The sequence below is a fragment of the Yinghuangia seranimata genome, from assembly GCF_029953285.1.
In the GTDB taxonomy this organism is placed as follows: Bacteria; Actinomycetota; Actinomycetes; order Streptomycetales; family Streptomycetaceae; genus Yinghuangia; species Yinghuangia seranimata.
The window spans coordinates 20,625-44,084 of the sequence record NZ_JASAOI010000014.1; the positions used below are offsets into that span (position 1 = coordinate 20,625).

24 protein-coding genes and 1 pseudogene are annotated in these 23,460 nt (G+C 72.5%); 16 read left to right on the forward strand and 9 right to left on the reverse strand.

The features are described from left to right. The first annotated feature begins 83 nt into the window (after positions 1-83). Together QI554_RS09745 and pyrF are read left to right on the forward strand one after the other, a co-directional pair. Complete coding sequence (locus QI554_RS09745; RefSeq protein WP_281468697.1) at positions 84-1,199, forward strand: quinone-dependent dihydroorotate dehydrogenase; 1,116 nt, start codon at positions 84-86, stop codon at positions 1,197-1,199. A gap of 162 nt (positions 1,200-1,361) precedes the next feature. Continuing rightward, the gene (gene pyrF, locus QI554_RS09750) at positions 1,362-2,192 is read left to right on the forward strand and encodes an orotidine-5'-phosphate decarboxylase (protein WP_281468145.1); all 831 of its coding nucleotides are present in this window, start codon (positions 1,362-1,364) and stop codon (positions 2,190-2,192) included. A 6-nt stretch (positions 2,193-2,198) separates the two neighbouring features. Here the strand turns inward: pyrF and QI554_RS09755 are convergent, their stop codons facing one another. Continuing rightward, positions 2,199-2,543: a hypothetical protein gene (locus QI554_RS09755; protein ID WP_281468147.1), complete on the reverse strand. Its 345-nt coding sequence runs from the start codon at positions 2,541-2,543 to the stop codon at positions 2,199-2,201. A 232-nt stretch (positions 2,544-2,775) separates the two neighbouring features. Between QI554_RS09755 and QI554_RS09760 the strand changes: the two genes are divergently transcribed. The 9 genes and pseudogenes from QI554_RS09760 to metK all read left to right on the forward strand — a co-directional run bounded on the left by QI554_RS09760 (position 2,776) and on the right by metK (position 9,017). Beyond that, on the forward strand, positions 2,776-2,925 hold the full coding sequence (locus QI554_RS09760; protein WP_281468149.1) for a hypothetical protein: 150 nt from the start codon (positions 2,776-2,778) through the stop codon (positions 2,923-2,925). Between the two features lie 9 nt (positions 2,926-2,934). Beyond that, positions 2,935-3,372 carry a hypothetical protein gene (locus QI554_RS09765; RefSeq protein ID WP_281468752.1) on the forward strand — a complete coding sequence of 146 codons (438 nt, stop codon included), beginning with the start codon at positions 2,935-2,937 and terminating at the stop codon, positions 3,370-3,372. Continuing rightward, positions 3,318-3,506, forward strand: a pseudogene (locus QI554_RS09770) (two-component sensor histidine kinase); the annotation flags it as partial. The gene QI554_RS09765 and the pseudogene QI554_RS09770, both read left to right, overlap by 55 nt. Positions 3,507-3,755: 249 nt before the next feature. Next, positions 3,756-4,076, forward strand: a complete 321-nt coding sequence (gene mihF / locus QI554_RS09775) for an integration host factor, actinobacterial type (protein WP_281468151.1) — start codon at positions 3,756-3,758, stop codon at positions 4,074-4,076. Positions 4,077-4,129: 53 nt separating this feature from the next. Further along, positions 4,130-4,696, forward strand: coding sequence for a guanylate kinase (gene gmk / locus QI554_RS09780; protein ID WP_281468153.1), 567 nt, complete (start codon positions 4,130-4,132; stop codon positions 4,694-4,696). 75 nt (positions 4,697-4,771) lie between these two features. Beyond that, complete coding sequence (gene rpoZ / locus QI554_RS09785; protein WP_281468155.1) at positions 4,772-5,035, forward strand: DNA-directed RNA polymerase subunit omega; 264 nt, start codon at positions 4,772-4,774, stop codon at positions 5,033-5,035. A 221-nt stretch (positions 5,036-5,256) separates the two neighbouring features. Further along, the gene (locus QI554_RS09790; protein ID WP_281468157.1) at positions 5,257-6,282 is read left to right on the forward strand and encodes a TIGR03617 family F420-dependent LLM class oxidoreductase; all 1,026 of its coding nucleotides are present in this window, start codon (positions 5,257-5,259) and stop codon (positions 6,280-6,282) included. A gap of 121 nt (positions 6,283-6,403) precedes the next feature. Further along, positions 6,404-7,624: a bifunctional phosphopantothenoylcysteine decarboxylase/phosphopantothenate--cysteine ligase CoaBC gene (coaBC, locus tag QI554_RS09795; RefSeq protein WP_281468159.1), complete on the forward strand. Its 1,221-nt coding sequence runs from the start codon at positions 6,404-6,406 to the stop codon at positions 7,622-7,624. Positions 7,625-7,823: 199 nt separating this feature from the next. Next, entirely contained in the window at positions 7,824-9,017 is a 1,194-nt protein-coding gene (metK, locus tag QI554_RS09800; protein WP_281468162.1) for a methionine adenosyltransferase, read from the forward strand. Positions 9,018-9,261: 244 nt separating this feature from the next. Here metK and QI554_RS09805 read toward each other — a convergent pair whose 3' ends face one another. Next, a complete protein-coding gene (locus tag QI554_RS09805) occupies positions 9,262-9,597 on the reverse strand; it encodes a hypothetical protein (protein ID WP_281468164.1) in 336 nt (111 codons plus the stop codon). Positions 9,598-9,951: 354 nt separating this feature from the next. Between QI554_RS09805 and QI554_RS09810 the strand changes: the two genes are divergently transcribed. From QI554_RS09810 to QI554_RS09825, 4 genes are all read left to right on the forward strand, one after another. Continuing rightward, on the forward strand, positions 9,952-12,513 hold the full coding sequence (locus QI554_RS09810; protein ID WP_281468699.1) for a primosomal protein N': 2,562 nt from the start codon (positions 9,952-9,954) through the stop codon (positions 12,511-12,513). Between the two features lie 101 nt (positions 12,514-12,614). Beyond that, entirely contained in the window at positions 12,615-13,160 is a 546-nt protein-coding gene (gene def / locus QI554_RS09815) for a peptide deformylase (RefSeq protein ID WP_281468166.1), read from the forward strand. Between the two features lie 4 nt (positions 13,161-13,164). Continuing rightward, the gene (gene fmt, locus QI554_RS09820; protein WP_281468168.1) at positions 13,165-14,142 is read left to right on the forward strand and encodes a methionyl-tRNA formyltransferase; all 978 of its coding nucleotides are present in this window, start codon (positions 13,165-13,167) and stop codon (positions 14,140-14,142) included. An 8-nt stretch (positions 14,143-14,150) separates the two neighbouring features. Then, positions 14,151-15,578, forward strand: a complete 1,428-nt coding sequence (locus tag QI554_RS09825) for an RsmB/NOP family class I SAM-dependent RNA methyltransferase (RefSeq protein WP_425527953.1) — start codon at positions 14,151-14,153, stop codon at positions 15,576-15,578. Between the two features lie 343 nt (positions 15,579-15,921). On the opposite strand, the gene QI554_RS09830 is transcribed toward QI554_RS09825, so the two are convergent. Continuing rightward, positions 15,922-16,500: a hypothetical protein gene (locus QI554_RS09830; protein WP_281468701.1), complete on the reverse strand. Its 579-nt coding sequence runs from the start codon at positions 16,498-16,500 to the stop codon at positions 15,922-15,924. A gap of 454 nt (positions 16,501-16,954) precedes the next feature. Between QI554_RS09830 and QI554_RS09835 the strand changes: the two genes are divergently transcribed. Then, the gene (locus tag QI554_RS09835; RefSeq protein ID WP_281468172.1) at positions 16,955-17,569 is read left to right on the forward strand and encodes a hypothetical protein; all 615 of its coding nucleotides are present in this window, start codon (positions 16,955-16,957) and stop codon (positions 17,567-17,569) included. A 75-nt stretch (positions 17,570-17,644) separates the two neighbouring features. Here the strand turns inward: QI554_RS09835 and QI554_RS09840 are convergent, their stop codons facing one another. The 6 genes from QI554_RS09840 to QI554_RS09865 are packed head-to-tail and all read right to left on the reverse strand — an operon-like array spanning position 17,645 to position 23,143. After that, positions 17,645-18,199 (reverse strand): hypothetical protein, encoded by a 555-nt coding sequence (locus tag QI554_RS09840; protein WP_281468174.1) that lies wholly within the window; start codon positions 18,197-18,199, stop codon positions 17,645-17,647. 30 nt (positions 18,200-18,229) lie between these two features. After that, positions 18,230-18,661, reverse strand: coding sequence for a hypothetical protein (locus QI554_RS09845; RefSeq protein WP_281468176.1), 432 nt, complete (start codon positions 18,659-18,661; stop codon positions 18,230-18,232). Continuing rightward, on the reverse strand, positions 18,661-19,503 hold the full coding sequence (locus tag QI554_RS09850; protein WP_281468178.1) for a hypothetical protein: 843 nt from the start codon (positions 19,501-19,503) through the stop codon (positions 18,661-18,663). The genes QI554_RS09845 and QI554_RS09850 overlap by 1 nt, the downstream gene beginning before the upstream one ends. 40 nt (positions 19,504-19,543) lie before the next feature. Next, positions 19,544-19,990 (reverse strand): hypothetical protein, encoded by a 447-nt coding sequence (locus QI554_RS09855; RefSeq protein ID WP_281468180.1) that lies wholly within the window; start codon positions 19,988-19,990, stop codon positions 19,544-19,546. A 37-nt stretch (positions 19,991-20,027) separates the two neighbouring features. Continuing rightward, positions 20,028-21,602: a phenylacetate--CoA ligase family protein gene (locus tag QI554_RS09860; RefSeq protein WP_281468182.1), complete on the reverse strand. Its 1,575-nt coding sequence runs from the start codon at positions 21,600-21,602 to the stop codon at positions 20,028-20,030. Then, a complete protein-coding gene (locus QI554_RS09865) occupies positions 21,599-23,143 on the reverse strand; it encodes a pyridoxal phosphate-dependent decarboxylase family protein (protein ID WP_281468183.1) in 1,545 nt (514 codons plus the stop codon). Before QI554_RS09865 ends, QI554_RS09860 begins: the two co-directional genes overlap by 4 nt. Positions 23,144-23,460 lie beyond the last annotated feature (317 nt).

Here is a 23,460-nt window from a genome sequence, read left to right on the forward strand (position 1 = left end):
GGACCCCTTGGCATGCCCGTGCGCACGACCCGGCCGGCCCGCGGCCGGCCACCTTCGAGGACGAGGACACGACACTCCAGATGATCTACCCGCTGTTCTTCAAGTACGTCTTCCGCAACCTCGACGCCGAGCAGGCCCACCACCTCGGGTTCGGGGCGATCCGCGCGGTCGGCCGCGTGCCCGGCGGGCGGCAGGCGATGGCGAAGGTGCTCGCGCCGCGCGACCCGGCGCTGGCGGTGCGCGCGTTCGGCATCGACTTCCCCGGCCCGTTCGGGCTCGCCGCGGGCTTCGACAAGAACGCCGTGGGCATCGACGAACTGGGCGCGCTCGGCTTCGACTTCGTCGAGATCGGCACGGTCACCGCGCAGCCGCAGGACGGCAACCCGAAGAAGCGGCTGTTCCGGCTCGTCGCGGACCGGGCCGTGGTCAACCGGATGGGCTTCAACAACGACGGCGCCGCGGCCGTCGCGGCGCGGCTGCACGCGCGCGGTCCGCGCCGCCCCAAGCGGCCGACCGTGCTGGGCGTGAACATCGGCAAGACGAAGGTCGTCGCGGAGGCCGACGCGGTCGCCGACTACGTCGCCTCGACGGAGAAGCTCGCCCGCTACGCCGACTACCTCGTGGTCAACGTCTCCTCGCCGAACACACCGGGGCTGCGCAACCTCCAGGCCGTCGAGGTGCTGCGGCCGCTGCTGGCGGCGGTGCGGGACGCGGCGGACCGCACGGTGACCGCGCGGCGCGTACCGCTGCTGGTGAAGATCGCTCCGGACCTGGCCGACGAGGACGTCGACGCGGTCGCCGACCTGGCGCTGGAACTGGGCCTGGACGGCATCATCGCGACCAACACGACGATCAGCCGCGAGGGGCTCGACTCCTCGGCGGAGGAGGTCGAGGCGTGCGGCGCCGGCGGGCTGTCGGGCGCGCCGCTGAAGGCCCGCTCCGTGGAGGTCCTGAGGCGGCTGCGCGCCCGCGTGGGGGACCGCCTGGTGCTGGTCGGGGTGGGCGGCGTGGAGACCGCCGACGACGTCTGGGAGCGCCTGGAGGCCGGGGCGACGCTGGTGCAGGGGTACACCGCGTTCATCTACGAGGGGCCGTTCTGGGGCCGGAAGATCCACAAGGGGCTGTCCGCGCGGCTGCGCGCGTCCGGGCGCCTGTCGATCGCGGACGTGACGGCGACGGCGCCGTCGACGCCGGCCTAGCGGGGGCGGGCCCCGGTGGCTGCCCGGAGGACCAGCTTCCCGGCCTCCCCGGCGTCTTCCAGGGCCTCCAAGGCGCCTTTCCGGGCGTCTCCCCGGGCGTCTTCCGGGGCACAGAGCTCAACGCATTCCTTGTCTGAACCTGAATCGGAGAGAGGGACTTCCATGGTCCAGCCGTTCGGCACCCGTCTGCGCACCGCGATGGACGAGCGCGGGCCCCTGTGCGTCGGCATCGACCCGCACGCGGCCCTCCTGCGGGCCTGGGGGCTCGATGACGACATCGCGGGCCTGGAGACCTTCACCCGCACGGTCGTCGACGCGCTCGCCGACCGCGTCGCCGTCCTCAAGCCGCAGAGCGCGTTCTTCGAGCGCTTCGGCTCGCGCGGCATCGCCGTCCTGGAGCGCGCCGTCGCCGACGCCCGCGCCGCCGGGGCCCTGGTGATCATGGACGCCAAGCGCGGCGACATCGGCTCGACGATGGCCGGCTACGCGGCCGCGTACGTCGACAAGAACAGCCCGCTGGCGTCGGACGCCGTGACCGTCAGCCCGTACCTCGGGTTCGGCTCGCTGCGGCCTGTGCTCGACCTGGCCGCGGAGCACGGCGCGGGCGTGTTCGTGCTCGCGCTGACGTCCAACCCCGAGGGCGCCGAGGTGCAGCGCGCGACGGCCGCCGACGGCGGCAGCATCGCGGCGCTGATGCTGCGGCACATCGCCATGGAGAACCTCGGGGCGAGCGGACTCGGCTCGGTCGGCGCGGTCGTCGGCGCGACGCTGGGCGACGTCGGCGTCGACCTGGCCGTCAACGGTCCGCTGCTGGCACCCGGCATCGGGGCCCAGGGCGCGACCCCGGCGGACATCCCGACGGTCTTCGGCGCGGCCGCGCGCAACGTCGTCCCGAGCGTGAGCCGCGAGGTGCTGCGGCACGGGCCGTCGGTGGAGGCGCTGCGCGAGGCGGCGGCGCGCTACGCGGAGGAGTGCCGCGCGGCGATCGGCTGAGCGGGCTCAGGCGGTCCCGTCGTCGTTCCTGCGCATCACCGACAGGCCCACGCCCGCCGCGGCCGCCGCGGCCACCAGTGCTCCGCCGAGGAACAGGACCAGGTTCGTCTGCTGGTCACCGTCGGGTGTGGACGTGGTGCTCTGGTACGCGGCGGTCTCGGGCTGCGGCGTGATCGACACGTCGGCGCGGCCCGGCGTGTCCGAGGCGCGCGAGACCGTCACGCTCGCCTCCGGCGCGGGCGCGGCGGCGTGTGCGACCGCGGTGGGGCCCGCCAGCAGCAGCGCGGCCGTGACTCCGGTGGCGGCTGCGATGCGGCGCGCACGGGGGATGCGGATGCGGGGCGACGGCATAGTGGGCTCCCGAGGTCGGTGGGCTGCGCGTGCGGGACGCGGCGCGGTGGAGCGGCTGCTCCGGTGCGGTTCCTCGACCGTATGCGCGGCGCGGTTAGCAAACGGTCGCCAAAGGTCCCGAAACGGACGGTCGGCGGCAAGTCGATGGGCGGCTGTTACACGACCGAGGTATTGGCGCGGCGCCCGGCCTGGCAAATGGGGCGAATCGCAGGATTCGGTCATGATGTGAGGCGTGACCACGCCCCCGGGCCGGCTCCGGCCCCGCCGCCGACGGCCCGCACACACCGCGCCGCCCGCCGCCGCGACGGTCGGCGGCGGAGCGGAGCCGGGCACCGGATCAGGCCAACCCGACGGTGCTCTCGGCTGCAAGCTGCGCCGGTGACGGTCGATCATGGCCGAGGACGACCGGGATCGGGGCGAGGACCGATCAGGAGACGGGCGGAAGTCGACCGGTAACGGGACGGGACGCGACCGGACGCCGGGGCCCGGCGAGGGCCGCTGGCAGGTCCCGCCGTTCTTCCTCCCGCACCTGCTCCCCGGCCGTTCCAAGCCGGCGCGGCGCGGCGGGTACCCGGGCGCGCCGCGCGGATTCCGGCCGTCGACCCGGCTGCGCATCGCGGTCGGGACGGCCGCCGTGTTGTGCGTGGTCGCGGCCGTGCTCTGGTGCGGCGCCGAGGACGGCCCGGACAACGCGATCATCGCGTCCGCCCTGTTCGCGGTGGGTGTGACGACCCTGGTGGGGGTGTTCGTCGCGGCCGGAATCAGCCGCCGCAGGCGGCGCGTCCGGGAGCGCCGCCGGTCGAGGTCGTCGTCGACGGGCGGCGGGTGACGGTGCGGGACCACGGGCCCGGCTTCCCCGCGGTGATCGGCGCGACGCTGACCTTCGGGACGGCGGAGGACGGCGGCGCGCTCGCCGTCCTCGAGCTGCCGGCCGCCGGGCGCTCCGATATGTCACGTTCGTAGGAGAGAAAGGCTTCTGCACGGTCGAACACAGTGTCTGTTCGTCCTCCTAACGTGCCCTGGGGTGGTCTTTTCGGCGGTTTCGGGCGACGTGGCGCGTTCCGCGGACTAGGCTCCCTCACGAGCTCACTCGGTAGAGCGTTTCGCGTTGCCGCGAACGCTGTGACCAGCTAGGTTCCACACTTGCGGTCGCCCAAAGAGGGGCGGCCGGAACACAAACCATCCGGTGTATGAAGTCCGAGGTGACACGGCGTGGCTCTTCCGCCCCTGACCCCCGAACAGCGCGCAGCCGCGCTCGCGAAGGCCGCTGAGGCTCGGCGGGAGCGCGCCGCGGTGAAGAACCGACTCAAGCACTCCAACGCCTCGCTGAGCGAGGTGATCAAGGAGGGCCAGACCAACGACGTCATCGGCAAGATGAAGGTCTCCGCCCTGCTCGAGTCCCTGCCCGGCGTCGGCAAGGTCCGCGCCAAGCAGCTCATGGAGAAGCTGTCGATCTCGGAGACCCGTCGCGTCCGCGGCCTGGGCTCGAACCAGATCGCCTCGCTGGAGCGCGAGTTCGGCGGCGGCAAGTAAGCTCGTCCGCCGACGACCGCCCTCTACGGCAGAACGGCTCTGAGATCAGCACCATGCACGACTCCACGCAGCAGCGCCGACTCACCGTGCTCTCCGGCCCCTCCGGGGTCGGCAAGAGCACGGTGGTCGCGCACCTCCGCGGCCAGCACCCCGACGTGTGGCTGTCGGTGTCCGCGACCACGCGGCGCCCCCGCCCGGGCGAGGTCGACGGCGTGCAGTACCACTTCGTCGACAACGAGCAGTTCGACAAGCTCGTCGCGTCCGACGAACTCCTCGAATGGGCGGAATTCGCGGGAAACCGCTACGGCACGCCGCGCCAGCCGGTCCTCGACCGGCAGGAGGCCGGGGTTCCGACGCTTCTGGAAATCGAACTCGAGGGCGCCCGCCAGGTCCGTCAGGCCATGCCCGACGCGCTCCTGGTCTTCCTGGCCCCGCCGTCCTGGGACGAGCTGGTCCGCCGCCTGGTCGGCCGCGGCACCGAGTCGCCCGAGGTCATCGAGCGGCGGCTCGCGCAGGCGAAAGTCGAATTGGCGGCCGAATCCGAATTCGACGTGACGCTCGTGAACACGTCCGTCGAGGATGTCTCGCGCGAACTGCTAGCCTTGATGAACGTTTCCTGAATCGAATGAGATCCTCGCCGCCGAGTTCCCGCTGGGCCTGATCGGCGGCGCCGGGTCGTTAGGGAAGGCCCCGCCTTGTCTGTCTCCTCCTCCGCGCCCGAGGGCATCATCAACCCGCCCATCGACCAGCTCCTTGAGATCGCTGACTCGAAGTACAGCCTGGTCATCTACGCGGCGAAGCGGGCTCGGCAGATCAACGCCTACTACTCGCAGCTGGGCGAAGGCCTGCTGGAGTACGTCGGCCCGCTGGTGGACACCCACGTCCACGAGAAGCCGCTGTCGATCGCGATGCGCGAGATCAACTCGGGCATGCTGACCGCCGAGCCGATCGAGGGCTGAGCGCCTTCCCCTCGGTTCCCGCGGGACCTGCTCTTTCGGGCCCGGCCGTCGTTTTGACGGCCGGGCCCGACGCATGTGCGGGGCTTTTGCGGGGCGGGCCCGGCCGGTCCCGCGCCCGGCCCGGATCTTGACGCCGTGCATCTCCGGTCCGGATCTTGCCGCCGTGCATCTTCGGGTCCGGATCTTGACGGGGATTCCCACGACCCCCTATCCCTGACGCTATGTCAGATTCGGGGCGGGCCGTGCCCGTCGACACCCTCCTCGACACGCCGCTGCACCAGGCCGCGGACCGCGCCCGCGCGCTCAAGGACGCCGGCTTCGACGGCGTCTTCACCTTCGAGGGCCCGCACGACGTCTTCCTCCCGCTCGTCCCGGCCGCGGCCGCCGGGCTCGACGTGATGACCAACATCGCCGTCGCGTTCCCGCGCAGCCCCGTCCACCTCGCGCACGCCGCCTACGACCTGCACCACGCGTCGGGCGGCCGCTTCCGCCTCGGGCTCGGCACCCAGATCAAGGCGCACATCGAACGCCGCTACGGCGCGACCTGGTCGCAGCCCGTCGAACGGATGGCCGAGACGCTGCGCGCGGTCCGGACGGTCCTGGACTGCTGGCAGACCGGCGAGCGGCTGGCCTTCCACGGCGAGTTCTTCGACCTGACCCTGATGCCGCCCACCTTGTCGCCGGGCCCCAACCCGTACGGCGTCCCACCCCTGCTGGCCGGCGGGGTGGGCCCGCGCATGCTGCGGATGGTCGCCGGCACCGCCGACGGCCTCCTCGTCCATCCGTTCAACACCGAGGCCTACCTCGCCGGACCGCTGCACACCGCCGTCACCGCCGGCCTGGCCGAGGCGGGCCGCGCCCGCGCCGACCTCTCCGTCGTCCTCGACGTCATCGTCGCCGCCGGCCGCACCGAAGAAGAACAGGCCAAAGCCCTCGCCGGCGCCCGCGCGATGGTCGCCTTCTACGGCTCGACCCCCGCCTACCGCCCCGTCCTCGACGCCGAAGGCTACGGCGACCTCCAACCCGAACTCCACGCCCTCACCAAAGCCGGCCGCTGGTCCGACCTCCCCGCCGCCATCGACGACACCCTCCTGGCCCGCCTCGTCGCCATAGGCACCCCCAAACAGGCCGCCGCCACCCTCCACCACCGCATCAAAGCCTCCGGCGCCGACCGCCTGGGCTTCTACCTCCCTTACCAGGCCGACGACCAGACCGTCTCCGAAGTCCTCGACGCGCTCCGGGGGTGAGAGTGCCGTCACAGGGTGGCCCGTTCGCTTGGGGTGTCGGGGCGTCGCTACGCTCGAAGGGCCGGCTTGGCCGGGTCGAGACTTCGGGCGTCAGCCCCTAGCGCTTACAGGAGCGGCAGCGATGACCAACCCCCGTCCCCGTGTGGTGCTCGGTGTCGCGGGCGGGATCGCCGCGTACAAGGCGTGTGAGGTGTTGCGGCGGTTCACGGAGTCGGGGCACGAGGTGCGGGTTGTGCCGACGGCCAGTGCGCTGCAGTTCGTCGGGGCGCCGACGTGGGCCGCGTTGTCGGGGCAGCCGGTGGCCACCGAGGTGTGGGACGCGGTGCACGAGGTGCCGCATGTGCGGATCGGGCAGGCCGCGGATCTGGTCGTTGTCGCTCCGGCCACGGCGGACCTCCTGGCCAAGGCCGCGCACGGGCTCGCGGACGACCTGCTGACGAACACGCTGCTGACCGCGCGTTGTCCCGTCGTGTTCGCGCCCGCGATGCACACCGAAATGTGGGAGCACCCCGCGACGCAGGAGAACGTCGCAACGCTGCGCCGCCGCGGGGCGATCGTGCTCGAGCCGGCTGTCGGCCGGCTCACGGGCAAGGACACCGGCAAGGGCCGGCTGCCCGACCCGGAGGAGATCTTCCGGACGGCGCGCCGTGCACTCGTGCGCGGGAACCAGACCCCGGACCTCACCGGGCGGCACGTGGTGATCTCGGCGGGCGGCACGCGCGAGCCGCTCGACCCGGTGCGGTTCCTCGGCAACCGGTCGTCGGGCAAGCAGGGGTACGCGCTGGCCCGCACCGCGCTCGCGCGCGGCGCGCGGGTCACGCTGGTCGCGGCGAACGTCGCGCTGCCCGACCCCGCCGGGGCCGACGTCGTGCCTGTGGGCACCGCCGTCGAGCTGCGGGAGGCCGTCGTCAAGGCGGCCGCGGACGCCGACTGCGTGGTCATGGCCGCCGCGGTCGCCGACTTCCGGCCCGTCGCGTACGCCGGCGGCAAGATCAAGAAGACCGACGCCGAGCCGGACCCCATCGCGCTGGTCAAGAACCCCGACGTGCTCGCCGAGATCTCCCGCGACCGGGTGCGCGCCGGGCAGGTGGTGGTCGGCTTCGCCGCCGAGACGGACGACGTGCTCGCGTACGGCCGCGCCAAGCTCGCCCGCAAGGGCTGCGACCTCCTCGTGGTGAACGAGGTCGGCGAAACCCGCACATTCGGGGCGGACGGAAACGAGGCGGTCATCCTCGGCGCGGACGGCAGCGACACGCCCGTACCGTTCGGCCCGAAGGAGGATCTCGCGGACGCCGTATGGGACCGGGTCGCCGCCCTGCTGCCGGATTCCGCGGGCTCCTGACGGCCCGGACCGACCGCGGAACAGCGCCGACGGCGGCCGTCTTCCGCTGACAGCGCGTGAGGAACGCCACGTCCTTCCGAACGCTGGACGGCGGCTACGGTCGGCCATGCCTTGGGGCTACACTCGGGCCAGACCCGGCGACCCCGCGCTCACCTGCGTGGATCGTCAGCCAGCAGCCGCTGCAACCACAGGGAGCGAAGTGTCCCGCCGTCTCTTCACCTCGGAGTCCGTGACCGAAGGTCACCCGGACAAGATCGCCGACCAGATCAGCGACTCCATCCTCGACGCCCTCCTCAAGGAGGACCCGACGTCCCGCGTCGCCGTCGAGACGCTGATCACCACCGGCCAGGTCCACGTCGCCGGTGAGGTCACCACCAAGGGTTACGCGGACATCCCCACGATCGTGCGCGACCGTGTGCTGGAGATCGGCTACGACAGCTCGAAGAAGGGCTTCGACGGCGCCTCGTGCGGCGTCTCGATCTCGATCGGCTCGCAGTCGCCGGACATCGCGCAGGGCGTCGACGACGCGTACGAGGCCCGGGTCGAGGGCGACGACGACGAGCTGGACCGCCAGGGCGCCGGCGACCAGGGTCTGATGTTCGGCTACGCGTGCGACGACACGCCCGAGCTGATGCCGCTTCCGATCACGCTGGCGCACCGCCTGTCGAAGCGCCTCAGCGAGGTCCGCAAGAACGGCACCATCCCCTACCTGCGCCCCGACGGCAAGACGCAGGTCACCATCGAGTACGACGGCGACCGCCCGGTCCGCCTCGACACCGTGGTCGTCTCGACGCAGCACGCCGCGGACATCGACCTCGACTCGCTGCTCGCCCCCGACATCCGCGAGTACGTCGTGGAGCCGGAGCTCGCGGGCCTCGGCATCGAGACCGAGGGCTACCGCCTGCTGGTCAACCCGACCGGCCGCTTCGAGATCGGCGGCCCGATGGGCGACGCCGGACTGACCGGCCGCAAGATCATCATCGACACGTACGGCGGCATGGCCCGGCACGGCGGCGGCGCGTTCTCGGGCAAGGACCCGTCGAAGGTGGACCGCTCGGCGGCGTACGCGATGCGCTGGGTCGCGAAGAACATCGTCGCGGCGGGCGCGGCGCGCCGCTGCGAGGTGCAGGTCGCGTACGCGATCGGCAAGGCCGAGCCGGTCGGCCTGTTCGTCGAGACGTTCGGCACCGAGGCGGTTCCGGTCGAGAAGATCCAGGCCGCCGTGACGCAGGTCTTCGACCTGCGGCCGGCCGCGATCATCCGCGACCTGGACCTGCTGCGGCCGATTTACGCGCAGACCGCGGCGTACGGCCACTTCGGCCGCGACCTGCCGGACTTCACGTGGGAGCGGATCGACCGGGTGGACGCGCTGAAGTCGGCGCTCGGTCTCTGACCTGGTCCTCGGACGCTGAACGACGGCCCGGCGCGACCCCCTTGCGGGGGCGCCGGGCCGTCGTCGTGTGCGGGTCCCGTCGCCGGGACATGCGCGTTGGTGATGCTTGCATGCCGCTTGGGCAAGCGCGGGCGGACGCGCGGCCGCGTGGCGGGGGAGCCGGGCGGGCCGGGTGTAGCGCAGAGTGACGGACGGGGTGTCGGTCCGGGCCGTCCCCGTGGTCGCGTCGCTCCCGTCGCCGCCGTCAGTCGCAGTTGTCGCGGATCTTGTACTGGTTGACCGTGCGCCACCACGGCGAGTGGAACTCGCCGTGCGGTGCGACGCAGGCCTCGTAGTCGATCGGGTACGACGAGACGTAGATCTTCACGTCGTGGTCGGTGCAGTTGAAGTAGACGGCGTCGTCGGCGACGTGGTGCATGCCGCCGCAGGGTTCGGCGGACGCGGTGCCGGCCGTCGGGACGACGGCGGCGAACGCGAGGGCGGCCGACGCGAGGACGACGGCGCCCGCGCGGCGTGCGCGGGACGGGGACGGGGACGACGGGGACGACGGGGACACGGGCGGGGACCAAGACGAGGACATCGGGACGCTCCTTCGCGACTCGGCCGGGGTGGGTTCCCCGGCCTCGGGTGGGACATCGGTGCGCACGAACAGTCAAAGCGCATCACGGAACGTAACCAAAGCTTTGGTTGGAGATATCGCCTGATCGGATCAGTGCGATGGGGCTGATGAGGCGTATGAGACGCATGCGGGTGGACGCGGCGGTCGGCACACGTCGGCCCCGCGTACGCCGTCCCTGTCGTCCTGATCTGCGAGGATGCCGGAGTGGGTGAGCACGACACGGGGGAGACGCCGCACGGCGAGGCCGCGGGCGAAACTGCGGGCGAGGCCGGGCCCGAGGCCGCGGCGGAGACCGGGCCGGAGTCCGGCGAGCAGATGGAGATCGCCGTCAGCGCGGCCCGCAAGGCCGCGCGCAAAGCCGTGCGTACCGCTAAGCCCAAGCAGCCGCCCGCGCTGGCCGCCGAGCTGCCGGTCGCGCGCGTCGTCGTCGACAAGGGGCTGTCGCACCTCGACCAGTTCTTCGACTACGCCGTCCCCGAGACGATGTCCGAGGCCGCGCAGCCGGGCGTGCGGGTGCGCGTACGCTTCGGCGGCCACGCGGCGGGCGACCGGCGGCGCGGCGGCGGCCTCGTCGACGGGATCGTCGTCGAACGCCTCGCCGAAAGCGACTACTCAGGACCGCTCGCAAGGCTGGAACGCGTCCTGTCACCCGAACCCGTCCTGCCCGCCCGCATGCTCTCGCTCGCCCGCGCCGTCGCCGACCGCTACGCCGGCACGCTCGCCGACGTCCTGTCACTGGCTCTGCCGCCACGCCACCAACGCGCGGAGTCGGAGGCGTCGGGCGAGCCGCTGCCCACATCGGGCCGCCCGGACGACAACGGGTGGGCGCGCTACGAGGGCGGACCCGAACTGCTCGACGCCCTGGCCGGATTGCCGAGCGCGGTGGTCGAAAGCAGGACGGCCGAGCAGCCCTCCGCGGATGCGGTGGCTGCCGCCTCCGACGCCGCGAGCAGCCCGACGGGTGGTCCCATCGCGGATGGTGCAAATGCCGCGACCGCCGAGGGCGACGCGCAATACGTCGTCGGTGACACGACCACGGGATCCGTCGTCCAGCAGCCGCTAGCCGCGGGCGGGAACTCAGGCGCGGACGCCGAGCCCAAGTCCGTCGCGGTCAGGGACGGCGAGGGCGTGCCTGTCGAGACTGATCCGGCCGGGCCGGCCTCGCGTGACGTCGCCATGCGGTCCGGAGCGCAGCCCGGTCCGCCACAGCGCGTCCCGCCACGTGTCGTGTGGACCGCGCTGCCCGGTCCGACCTGGCCCGACGAGCTCGCCCGACTGGTCGCTGCGACGCTCGCGTCCGGGCGCGGGGTGATTGCCGTCCTGCCCGACGGGAAGGCGGTCGGGCGCGTCGACGAGGCGTTGGAGCGGTTGCTGGGCCGTGGTCGGCACGTCGCGCTCACGGCGGAGACCGGGCCCGAGGAGCGGTACCGGCGCTGGCTGGCCGTGAGCCGGGGCGTGGTCAGGGCGGTCGTGGGTACCCGCGCCGCGATGTTCGCGCCGGTCGCGGACCTCGGGCTCGTGGTGATCTGGGACGACGGCGACTCCGCGCACGCCGAGCCGCACGCGCCGCAGCCGCACGTCCGTGAGGTGCTGGTCATGCGGGCGCTGCGCGAGCACGCGGCGTTCGTCGTCGGCGGGCTCACGACGTCGGTGGACGCCGCCCAGCTGGTCAGGTCGGGGTGGGCGCGGCCGGTCGAGGCGGCGCGTACGGTCGTGCGCGAGGCGGCGCCGTTGATCCGTACCGTCGGCGACTTCGACGTCGCCCGCGACGAGGCCGCCCGCACCGCCCGGCTCCCGTCGATGGCGTGGGACGTCGCGCGCAAGGCACTCGAACTCGGGCCGGTCCTGGTCCAGGTGCCGCGGCGCGGCTACGTGCCGCACGCGGCCTGCCGGCGGTGCCGCGAGCCCGCGCGCTGCGGTGCCTGCTCCGGGCCGCTCGAAGTGACCGGCGCCGACGGCGGGTTGGCCTGCACGTGGTGCGGGCGTCCGCAGGCGGGGTGGCGGTGCGAGCGGTGCGGCGGGGACCGGCTGCGCGCAAGCGTCGTGGGGGCGCGGCGTACGGCGGAGGAGCTGGGCCGGGCCTTTCCCCGCGTGCCCGTCCGTACCTCCGGACGCGACGGCGTGCTCGTCTCCGTCCCCGACGTGCCCGCGCTCGTGGTGTCGACCCCGGGCGCCGAGCCGGTGGCCGAACGCGGCTACGCCGCGGCCCTGTTGCTCGACGGCTGGCTGCTGCTCAACCGGCCCGACCTGCGCGCCGGCGAGGAGGCGTTGCGGCGCTGGCTGAGCGCCGCGTCGCTGGTGAGGTCCGCCGCCGACGGGGGCTCGGTGGTGATCCTGGCCGAGCCGACGCTGCGCCCCGTCCAGGCGCTGGTGCGCTGGGACCCGCAGGGCTTCGCCCGCATCGAACTCGGCGAGCGCGCCGAACTGGGCTTCCCGCCGGTCTCCCGGATGGCCTCGATCACCGGTTCGCCGACGGCCGTGGCCGACATGATGGCGCTGCTGCGCCTCCCGGACGGCACCGACGTGCTCGGCCCGGTACCGGCACCGCCGCTGCCGCGCCCGGCGCAGCCCAGGCCGAAGGAGGGCCCGAAGCGCTCGAAGTCCGCCGCCGCCCGTGCGGCGATCGAGCGCAGCCCGCAGCCGCCACCCGACCTCGCCCTGTGGGCGGCGCCCACGACCGCCCCCGCCGCCGGCTCCCGCAGGCCGGCGACCCCCGCCGCCCCACCCGAGGACCGCCGCGAACGCGTCCTCCTCCGCGTCCCCCCGGGCCGAGGCGCCGACCTCGCCGCCGCCCTCAAAGCCGCCCAGGCCCTCCGCATGGCCCGGGGCCCCTCGGAATCGCTCTGGGTCCGGATGGACCCCCTCGACATCGGCTGAGCGGTCGGGGGCGGGTGTCCCGTCGGTAGACTGGGGCGGTTGCGGGGGTGAACGGGCCTCGCGGCGAGTGTCGTCGTCGGCCGTCGAACGGGAGTTCATCTGTGGCAGTCCAGCCGATCCGCCTTTTCGGTGATCCGGTGTTGCGTACCGCGGCGGATCCGGTGACCACGTTCGACAAGGAGCTGCGGGTCCTGGTCAAGGACCTCACCGACACGATGATGGAGGCCCCCGGCGCCGGGCTCGCGGCGCCGCAGATCGGGGTGTCGCTGCGGGTGTTCACGTACTGCGTGGACGGCGAGGTCGGGCACCTGATCAACCCGAACCTGGACCTGTCGGACGACGAGCAGGACGGCCCCGAGGGGTGCCTGTCGCTGCCCGGCCTCGCGTTCGACACCAAGCGCGCGTTCGGGGTCGTGGCCAAGGGGTTCAACATGTTCGGCGACCCCGTCACGATCGAGGGAACCGAGCTGCTGTCCCGCTGTATCCAGCACGAGACCGACCACCTGGACGGCATCCTGTTCATCGACCGGCTCGACCGCGAGCAGCGCAAGACGGCGCTCAAGGCGATCCGTGACGCGGAGTGGTCCGGGCAGGCGCCGCCGACGGTGAAGGTGTCGCCGCACGGCACGTTCGGAAAGGCGCTGTGAGCCGATGCGTTTGGTTTTCGCGGGGACGCCCGAGGTCGCGGTCCCGTCTCTCGAGGCGCTGATCGCGTCGCGGCACGAGGTGGTCGCGGTGGTGACGCGGCCGGACGCGCCGTCGGGCCGCGGGCGCAAGCTGCACGCGTCGCCGGTGGCGGAGTGCGCGTTGGACCACGGCATCGAGGTGCTGCGCCCGGCGCGGCCCCGGGAGCCGGAGTTCCTGGCCCGGCTCGCCGAGATCGGCCCCGACTGCTGCCCGGTCGTCGCGTACGGCGCGCTGCTGCCGAAGGCCGCGCTGGACGTCCCGGCGCGTGGCTGGGTGAACCTGCACTTCTCGCTGCTGCCGGCGTGGCGCGGTGCCGCCCCCGTGCAGCACGCGGTCATTTCGGGTGACGACGTGACCGGTGCGTGCACGTTCCTGATCGAGGAGGGCCTGGATTCGGGCCCGGTGTACGGCGTCATGACGGACGACGTGCGGCCGACCGACACCAGCGGCGACCTGCTCGAGCGCCTGGCGAAGTCCGGTGCGCGGCTGCTGGTCGCGACGATGGACGGCGTCGAGGACGGCTCGCTGGTCGCCGTCCCGCAGCCGGCCGACGGGGTCTCGCTCGCGCCGAAGATCACCGTGGCGGACGCCCGCGTCGACTGGAAGGCCCCCGCGCTGCGCGTGGACCGCCTCGTGCGCGGGTGCACGCCCGCGCCCGGCGCGTGGACGACGTTCCGCGGCGAGCGGGTCAAGCTCGCCCCGGTGCGGCTGCGCGCCGGCGACAACGAGCTGACGCCCGGCGCGATCGTCGTGGAGAAGAAGGCCGTGCGGGTCGGCACCGGCAGCCATGCCGTCGAGCTGACCGAGGTGCAGCCGCAGGGCAAGCGCATGATGGCCGCCGTCGACTGGGCGCGCGGCGTTCGGCCCGAGGCGGGCGAGCTGTTCGACGCGCCCGTGGACGCGGCCGTGAATGAGGGTTCGACGGAAGGCGCGGCACAGTGACACGTCCGGTGACTCCGGGGCGCACGCCCCAGTCGTCCGGGAACGGCGGCGGCGGACGCGGCAAGGCCGCCCGCACGTACCGCCGGCCGAAGCCCGACGCGGCGCGCCGTGCGGCGTTCGACGTGCTGCGGCTGGTCGACGAGCGGGACGCGTACGCGAACCTCGTGCTGCCCGGCCTGCTGCGCGACCGGCGCATGACCGGGCGGGACGCCGCGCTCGCGACCGAGCTCGTGCACGGGACGCTGCGGCGCCAGGGCACGTACGACGCGATCCTCGACCGGTGCGTCGACCGGCCGATCGGCGAGGTCGACCCGCCGGTGCTCGACGTGCTGTGCCTCGGCGCGCACCAGCTGCTGTCGACGCGCATCCCGACGCACGCGGCGGTGTCCGCGACGGTCGAGCTGGCACGCGGCGTGCTCGGCGACGGACGGGCCAAGTTCGTCAACGCCGTGCTGCGGAAGGTCGCCGCGCGCGACCTCGAGGCGTGGATCACCGAGGTCGCGCCGCCGTTCGAGGACGACCCCGAGGGGCACCTGTCCATCGTGCACTCGCACCCGCGCTGGGTCGTCGAGGCGCTGTGGGACGCGCTCGGCGGCAAGCGCGACGGCATCGAGGCGATGCTGGCCGCCGACAACGAGCCGCCCGCGGTGACGCTGGTCGCCCGGCCCGGACGGTCGACGCTGGACGAGCTGTACGAGGCCGGCGCGGTGCCGGGCCGCTGGTCGCCGCTGGCCGCGGTCCTGCCGGAAGGCGACCCGGGGGCCATCGCGGCGGTCCGGGACGGCCGCGCGGGCGTGCAGGACGAGGGCAGCCAGCTCGTCGCCCAGGCACTGGCCAACGTGCCCGTGGCCGCGGACGAGACCCGCTGGCTCGACCTGTGCGCGGGCCCCGGCGGCAAGGCGGGCCTCCTGGCGGCGATCGCCACGCAGCGCGACGTCGCACTGCTCGCCGTCGAGCGCCGCCACCACCGCGCGAGGCTCGTACGCAACGCGATCGGCTGGAACACCCGGCACCAGGTCGTGACCGCGGACGGCACGAAGCCGGCCTGGGAGCCGGAGACCTTCGACCGCGTCATCGCCGACGTGCCCTGCAGCGGCCTCGGCGCGCTCCGCCGACGCCCCGAATCCCGCTGGCGCCGCCGCCCCGAGGACATCGCCGAACTGGGCCCCCTGCAGCGCCAGTTGCTGACCTCCGCCCTCGGCGCCGTCCGCCCCGGCGGAGTCGTCGCCTACGTGACGTGCTCCCCCCACCGAGCCGAAACCCGCGCCGTAGTCGACGACGTCCTGGCCACGAAGGCAGGCGAAGCCTTCGACCTGATCGACGCCCGCGAGTACCTCCCGGGCGTAACCGACCTCGGCGACGGCCCCGACCTCCAACTCTGGCCCCACCTCCACGGCACCGACGCGATGTACCTGGCCCTCCTCCGCCGCCGCTAACGCCCTCCGGCCCGAACCGAGACGGGCGGCCCGACCGACGGTCCGGCCCGCCCCGACGACCGCGGCGTCCGGGGCGCGGACGGGCGTGAGTGGACGACGGACCTGACCGACGCTGCGGTGCCTGCGGCGTGGACAGGTCCGATGGACGACGGGCCTGACCACCGGTGCCGGGAGCGGCGCGGTACGCCCAGCCTGATTGCCGGTGGCGCCCGCGCTGACGGTGCAGGGCGGGGGACATCGTGGTGGTGTCACGCGGCGTCACGCGTGGCTGGTCCGCGGCGCCGCGCGCGCAGGGGAGTGTGGTGGCCGGTCGCGGCTGGGCTGGTGCCGACTGCGGCGTGCGTCAGTCTGTCGGCGTCGTCGTGCCCTGGGGCGCCCAGCGTGGGGCCCTGTCGTCCGGGTCGTCGGGGCTCGCGAAGTGGAACGGCACGTTCAGCCCCGCGGCGAGCTGCCGGCCTGCGCGTTCGGCGGCGGCCGCTGAGGGGTGGCGGCGGTTCCAGGTGGTCTTGTCGTCGCCGAGGTGGCGCTCGCCCGCGGACCGGTAGATGGTGGCCAGGTGGTGGTCCGCGGCCGGGTCGGCGGTGACGGCGAGGAGGATCACGAACCAGTCGTGGACGGTGTCGCCGTCCCAGATGGCCTCGATGGCGACGATGGTGCCCGCGGCACCGTCCGCGCGCAGGCGCAGCGACTCCGCGTCCAAGGGGGAGTCCGGCGTGCGGGCGATCCGGTCGCCGTAGTGCGCGTAGCGGTCGCCGACGATCAGTTGTGCGGTGCCGACGCCGATGCCGCGCGCAACGAAGCCGACGTCGACGATGACGTTTATGGCGGACAGCAGGTCGTCCTGCAGCACATAGCCGTCGACCTGGTCGCGGATCCCGGCCGGGAGGCTCTCCCACCACTCGGTCCTGCCCGCCTGGTTCATCCTCACGTCCACGCCCCCCTGTGCCGTGCCGACGCCTTGGCGAGGGCGGGCGTCACTCTAGCCGGTGGCACGTCGGCTGCCGCGGGTCACGCCTTTGGGTGGTGTTTGGCTGTCGCGGTTCGTCAGTGGGTAGGGGGGTCTTCAGGCTCGGCGGCCCGGGTGTCGCCCGATCAAGTGATCGTGCTGACAGCTGGTTGGTATGACGGGAGATTGGCTGAAAACGGGGCATATCGCCGTAAGAGGTTCCGTTCCCGGAGCCCCGGACGCCGATCCTTCTGGAGTCCTTGTCATGCCCGTCGCATCCGTTCGGCCCCGGGTTCACCCGGTGCTGCTGGTGCGTGGGGGGTCCCCGTGGCGGATGGGGTCGGCTCTCGTCGACGAGTGGCGTCGGTTGACGGCCGGGCCAGTCGCGCAGTTGCGGGACCGGGGGCCGAAGGCCATTCCCTTGGCGCTCGTGTCGACGGCGCTCGTGGCGTTCTTCCACATCGTCCAGCAGTTCTCGTGGGGCGGGGACGTCACGCGGTGGCTCGGCGGGGTGCGGGCGGAGCTGCCGATCTGGCTGGCGGTGGCGCGGACGCCGGTGTCGCTGTTCGTGCCCGCGGTGGACCTGCCGGTGTGGGGCGCGCTCGCCCAGGTGCTGGTCGTGTTCGGGCTGGCGGAGCTCACGCTGGGCCGGACCAGGACCGTCCTGATCGCCTACATCGCCACGGTCAGCGGCACGATGGCGGCCCGTCTGATGATCGCGCTCGGCCCGGACCGGATCCTGGGGATCGACTCGAAGCTCGGGCACGCCCTGGACACCGGTCCGTCCGCGGCCGTCGTCGGGCTCGTCGTGGCCATAGCGTGGGCGGACCGCGCCATGGTGCTGATGGCGACGGTCTGGGGCCTGATGATCGCCGAGGTCGCGTGGAAGCCCAACCTGGCCGGACGCGAGCACCTCGTCGGGATGGCGGCCGTGCTGGCGTACGCCGTCGGGGCCGAGGCGTGGCGGCGCGGCCGGGAGGTGCGCGAGGTCGTCGAGTGGACGAGCACGCGGGGCCTGCGCGAGCGCGCCGCCGCGCGCCACTGAGCCCCGCGTGCCCGCACCCACGTGGCCGGGCCGGTCGAAGGACCCGCCCGGCCGTGCGGACCGGCCGGCGTACCGTCAGACCTCGAGCACCCGGATGGACGGGTGCTGCTCGGTGTTGAGGTACAGCCTCTCCTTCTTGCCTTCCTGCTCCAGCTCGAGGATGAGCCGGTACCGGTACACGCCGGGCTTGGCGGTGCTGAGCACTGTTCCCGCCCAGTAGTAGTAGACCGGGGTGTACTGCGACCGCATGCGGTCCGGGGCGCCGTAGATCTTCAGCTCGGTGAAGATCTTCCGCTCCGCGACGTCCTCCTCGTCCCCGATCTCGGTGTCGAGGAAGACGATGCTGTTGATCTTCGGCATGGGCGGCCACGTGCCGTCGAGCCGCTTCTCCATGTCGAGGGGCCGCACGATCCAGTTGAGGACCTGGCCCTGCTTGCAGACCGTCTCCAGGTGGTGGGTGCCCTGGCCGACGCCGCCGATGCTGTTGTCCATCATGTACATGGCGTCCGCCAGCTGCCCGGTCTCGGCGGCCCGCTCCATGTTCACGAGCGTGACGATGTTGAGCTGCACCGAGTTGAGCTGGCCGGGGTTCTGCTTCTCCTCCACGCTGCCGCGCGTAGTGGTGGTCACCGTGCCTCCTTCTGCGTCCGGGTGCCGCGGCTAGCCGACGAGCATCGGCGGTGTCGTGGTGGTGATGGGCTCGACGCGCGTGCCCACCTGGAACCTGATCAGGTACGGGATCGGCTGCGCCGTGTCCTTCTTGACGGTGCCGATCCAGTACGCGACGTCGGTGCCGGGGTAGACCTTGCGCACCGGCTCGCAGATGTCGCGGTCGATCTCGATGCCCTCGATCGCGACGAACGCCTCGCACTCCAACGCGAGGACGCCCCACAGGAGTTGGTCGCCGCGGGAGACCTTGGTGCGCAGCGCCTCGGTGCCGAAGCCCGCCGAGCCGCCGGCCTTGTTGGTGTCGTAGAAGTACAGGTTGCCCTGCATGCTGTCGGACGCCAGCGCGCCCACGCAGTCCACCACCGCGGTGATGGAGATCGGCCGCTTGGGGGCGGTCGGCTGCACCCTGGGTTTGGCGGTCATCAGCTCTCCCCGGTCTCGTCCGTGGCGGTGGGCGCGGCCGGGTACGAGTACGCGACCGGCGGGATCGGCAGCAGCCCCATGCCGCCGCCGGTGAAGGCGTTGAACCGCGGCTCGGCGGTGACGCGCAGCCGCGACTCGCACGTCAGGTTGACCGGCTCCCACAGGATCTCGCCGCTGCGCTGCACGAGCTTGTGCAGCTGGATCCGCATCGTGTACGCGTACGTGCCGGGCCGCGAGGTGTCGACGGTGGCCGACCAGTACCAGCCGTCGGTCACCAGGTCGGGCGACCCGTACTCGGCCGGGTAGATGATCTTCTCGTCGACGGCCTGCCCGTAGATGTCGGTGATGACCGGCCCGGGGTAGCTGTAGGCGTGCGTCTCGCCCTCGCCGACCACGTTGCCGGTGACGTCGAGGATCTTCTGCCCGGACATGCGGCCGCTGGTGCGGCGCGTGGTCTTCACCCGGGTGCCGGCCGTCTTGCGGATCTTCGCCAGCTGCGACGCGGTGTCGTTGCCGGCCGCCGGCGGCTTGCTGGTGAGCGCGTCCAGTTCGTCCAGCGCCTCCTGGTCGCTCTGCCGCGCCCGGTCGGCCTGGTAGCCGCGCGGGACGGTGGGCGGGATGGAACCGAGGCTGTACGGCAGCCAGTTGAGCACCTGCTCGCTGGCCTGCGAACCGTCCCGCCAGTACGCGCCGTTGATGGCGGTCACCAGGTCGCCGGTGCCCTCGCCCTCGGAGCCGTGCAGCTTCATGTTGTCGAACAGGTAGACGTTGTCCTTGAGGCTCTCGGCCGTCAGCGCGTTGCCGACGTCCACCAGGACGATGATCGCCAACTGTTGTGGCATTGCTGTGCCTTCCTTGTCGCCTCGGTCGCCGGGTCGCCCGTCACAGACACATGAGGGTGGGGCTGTCGATGTGCATGACGCTGTTGTCGCCCTCGTACATCTGCAGCTCGAGCCGGTAGCGGTGCCCGACGCCCGGCGGCAGGTAGGGCGGCACGATGCCGATCCACACGCCGAGGTCGAGCTTCTCGCCGTCCCCGCCGTCCGGCGCGCCGTTGTGGGAACCACCGTTCAGGGCACCGCCGTTCGCGCCCTCGGGGCCGAGGAACGTGATGCTCTTGATCTCCACCGGGGTCTGCAGGTCCACCGCGAGGACCTGCCACTGGACGACCTGGCCGGGGCTGACGATCGTGCACAGCTCGGGCGTGCCCTGCCCGAGGCTGTGGAAGTCGCCGTTGTCGACCAGGGAGAGGTTGCCGTTGCCCAGCGTGCGGTCGGACAGTGCTCCGATCACGTCCACGAGGGCGAGGATGTTGACTTGTGGTTTCACGCGAACTCCTGTTCCAGGAAGCGGGATTCGCCGGTGTTCAGCCGCGGTCGCGCACCAGCGGCACCTTGCCGACCGCGGTGCGCTCGATCTCCGGGGACATGCGGGGCACGTACTTCACGTGGAAGCCGTAGCCGGTCTTCTCGATCGAGGCCGGGTTGGCCTCGCCGTGGTTGAACAGCGACAGCGAGCGCGGCAGGGCGTTGACGAAGACCCGCTGCACGCCGTACGGGCCCAGCGCCGTGTCGCTGCGGTACGCGAGCCCGAGCACGTCGTCGACCGCGGCGAGCAGCGTGATGGTCTTGGCCTCGCGGTGGTTGACGAACTGCACCTCGTGCGCGGCCTCGTCGAGGTCGACGACGCCGAGGTTGCGCAGCTCGTCGCGGACCGCCGCGTAGGCGCGCGCCGCGGAGTACTGGCTGTCGTTGATGTGCAGGATGTCGCCGGTGCGCCCGGCGAACTCGAACCGCTCGGCGTTCAGGCCCGGCCCGGTGAGGCGCGGCCTGCGGACCATGCGGTCGCCGAGCTTGAGCCGCAGCAGCGGCGCCTCGTGGGCGTGCAGCCGCGTGACGACGAGCTCGCCCTCCTCGCCCTCCGCGACCCAGTCGCCCTGTTCGTCGACGATCTCGACGAGGTGCAGTCCGGGCGGCGCGGTCAGCCACGGCGAGGCCGGGTCCAGCTGCAGGCCGATGGTCTCGGCCTGGGTGGCGGCGAAGTAGCTGAGGATGACCAGGTTCGGGTACACCGCCTGGAGTTCGGCGCGCTTGCGCTGCGGCAGGACGCCGCTGCCGTACAGCGCGATCCGGAAGCTGTCGCGGGCCGCCTGGTCGAGGCCCGCGCCGAGCTCCCCGAGGATCGCGACGCCGGCGGTGATGCCCATCAGGGCCTTCGGCCCGGGGTAGCGCAGCATGTGCTCGAACACCGGTGCGGTGACGGGCCCCGCGCCGATGTAGTTGACGCCCGGCACCTTGGCCAGGACGCCGCCGACCATCGTGCCGCTGCTCCACATCTGGTAGTCGGCCAGCGTGGTGTACAGCCAGCGCGGGCCGGGCGCCCGCCACTGCCCGTCGAGCTGGTACTCGCCCATGAACCGGCCGGCGACCTCGTAGGTGTCGGCCAGCTCGCGCAGCGCGTACACGGTCTCCAGCGGGCTGCCGCCGGTGGTGCCGCCGCTGGCGACGATCTCGAAGCCGCCGCGGTCGAGCGGCACGACCAGGCCCGGCCGGTCGTCCATGAAGAAGTCCCGCTGCACGTCCTTGTCCGAGAGCGGGATGCGCTGCCAGTCCTCGTACGACTCGGGCGCCCGTGTCACGCCCGCGCCGTGCAGCCGGCTCTTCCACAGCGGGTTGAGCAGCACGGTGTTGACCATCTGCTGGAGGCGCCGCAGGACGACGGCGTCCTGCACCTCGTGCGGGATCTCGCTGTACGGGGCCTGGCAGACCCGCTCGCACTCGCGCAGCTTGCCCGCGAACGACGGCAGCAGCGGCACCGCGTCGACCGACGCGGGGGCGAGCTCCCAGTCGGGGATCAGCCACGCGGCCAGTTCGCGGGCGCCCGCGGGGGCCGTACCGAGCGGTCCGGCCGGGCGGGCCGGGGGGAGGTTCACAGCGGTCACAGGATGGTTCCCTTCTGCGGTTCGCGGGTTTCGGCGCCGTCGAGCAGTTCCTGACCGGCCTTGCGGATTTCGGCGAGCAGCATCCGGATATGCGCGGGGGTGATCTGGTGGTTCATCATGACCACGCGCAACGCGGCCACCCCGTGCACGTCGACTTTCGAGATGAAGTAATTCCCCTGGAATTTCACGCGGTTGCGCACGGCGACCTGGAACCGGTGCACTTCGGATTCCGGCAGGCCGGCCGGGCGGTAGCGGAAACACAGGATGTTGGCGTCCGGGCGGTGGATCGTCTCGAAGTCGGGTTCCGCCTCGAGGATGTCGTGGGCGCGCGCGGTCAACGCGCACAGGTAGTCGATCTTCTCCGCGAAAAGCGCGGGCCCGTACATCGCCCACAGCGTCCACAGCGTCATGATCATGGGGCGTTTCGTGCATTCGAAGTTCTTGTCGCCGCTGTCCAGCGCGGTATAGATGTCCGGCTCTTCGTCGAACACGTAGCTGGCCTGCTGGCGGAACGCGCCGCGGCTGTGCGCCTTGTCGCGGTAGAAGAGCAGCGTGCACGGCGCGGGGACGAACATCATCTTGTGCGCGTCCCAGGTCAGCGAGTCGGCTTTGTCGATGCCGCGCAGCAGGTGCCGCTGCCGGTCGGACACCAGCAGGCTGGCGCCGTGCGCGCCGTCGACGTGCAGCCATATGCCGCGCGCGTGGGCGAGGTCGGCGAGCTCGTCCAGCGGGTCGAACGCGCCGACCGACGTGGTGCCGGCGGACGCCACGAGGCAGAACACCCGCAGCCCCCGTCCGGCCGCCGCGGTGAGCGCGGGCCCGGCGCGGCCGACGTCGATGCAGTGCGCGTCGTCGAGCGGCAAACGCACGATCTGGTCCTCGCCGATGCCCATCACGCCGGCCGCCCGCGAGACGCTGTAGTGCACGTCAGCGCCCACGGCGACGGCCGGGCGGTCGCGGCCGGCGGCGGCGGTGCCGCGCGCCCACACGCCGGGGAAGGCGGTGTTGCGGGCGGCGAGCAGAGCGGTCAGGTTGGCCAGCGACCCGCCGGAGGTGGTGACCATCGCGAACCGGCCGGGCTCCCAGCCGATGAAGCGGTTCAGCTCGTCGGCCATGATCCGCTCGGCGACGTTGGGCAGCTGCCCGGCCTCGTAGAACGACGACGGCTGGTTGACGACCGAGCTGACGAAGTCCACGACGCCCGACAGCGGGACGACGCCGGAGAACTGCCGGCCCATGTAGCCGGGGGAGTGCACCTGGATGCCGGTGCGCAGGTAGAGGTCGAGGATCCCGGAGAAGCGCTCCTCGTCGAACGCCGCGATGCGTTCCTGTTCGGCCGTCATGAGCGATCTCGCGGCCGCGGTCAGCACCGCCGGATCGGTCAGTTCGAGTCCGCGGATCGACTGGTCGGACAGATGCTTTTCGAGTTTGCCGAGTGCGGTTTCGGAATTTTCCCGGAACAGCTGCGGGTCGAAGGCGGCCGGCAGTAATCCGCCGCCTCCGTCGTCGAGTTCGGGTGGTGTCGACCGCGTTTCCGTCACGGAGGCGTCCCCCTTTAGTCACTTTCCGCATTCGTGTCCGGGCATGCGGAAGTCCGTGTCGGTGCCGTGGGCACGGGTGTCGGTGGTGAGTTAATCCGGCGGTTAGCCGGCGTCCCCCTTGCGAACCACCCTATGCATTTCTGCCGGGCTGCCATGGGTTTTTCCGGCCTGTCCGAAACCGGGCCGTGGCGCGCGGGTATGGCGCGCGGATTTCGCTCGAGGTGGCGGTACGCCAGGGGTGGCCACCTGCGCCTTCACCAACCGTACACATGGATGTTCCCTGCGTAACGGGAACCTTCGCTACCGGTTGGTGGGCG

Coding starts and splice junctions, on each gene's coding strand:
- QI554_RS09850 (WP_281468178.1), bottom strand. CDS start 19,503: ATGCCACAACAGTTGGCGATCATCGTCCTGGTGGACGTCGGCAACGCG.
- gmk (WP_281468153.1), top strand. CDS start 4,130: ATGCACGACTCCACGCAGCAGCGCCGACTCACCGTGCTCTCCGGCCCC.
- coaBC (WP_281468159.1), top strand. CDS start 6,404: ATGACCAACCCCCGTCCCCGTGTGGTGCTCGGTGTCGCGGGCGGGATC.
- QI554_RS09755 (WP_281468147.1), bottom strand. CDS start 2,543: ATGCCGTCGCCCCGCATCCGCATCCCCCGTGCGCGCCGCATCGCAGCC.
- fmt (WP_281468168.1), top strand. CDS start 13,165: ATGCGTTTGGTTTTCGCGGGGACGCCCGAGGTCGCGGTCCCGTCTCTC.
- QI554_RS09830 (WP_281468701.1), bottom strand. CDS start 16,500: ATGAACCAGGCGGGCAGGACCGAGTGGTGGGAGAGCCTCCCGGCCGGG.
- pyrF (WP_281468145.1), top strand. CDS start 1,362: ATGGTCCAGCCGTTCGGCACCCGTCTGCGCACCGCGATGGACGAGCGC.
- QI554_RS09790 (WP_281468157.1), top strand. CDS start 5,257: ATGTCAGATTCGGGGCGGGCCGTGCCCGTCGACACCCTCCTCGACACG.
- QI554_RS09845 (WP_281468176.1), bottom strand. CDS start 18,661: ATGACCGCCAAACCCAGGGTGCAGCCGACCGCCCCCAAGCGGCCGATC.
- QI554_RS09765 (WP_281468752.1), top strand. CDS start 2,935: ATGGCCGAGGACGACCGGGATCGGGGCGAGGACCGATCAGGAGACGGG.
- QI554_RS09805 (WP_281468164.1), bottom strand. CDS start 9,597: ATGTCCTCGTCTTGGTCCCCGCCCGTGTCCCCGTCGTCCCCGTCGTCC.
- QI554_RS09810 (WP_281468699.1), top strand. CDS start 9,952: ATGGAGATCGCCGTCAGCGCGGCCCGCAAGGCCGCGCGCAAAGCCGTG.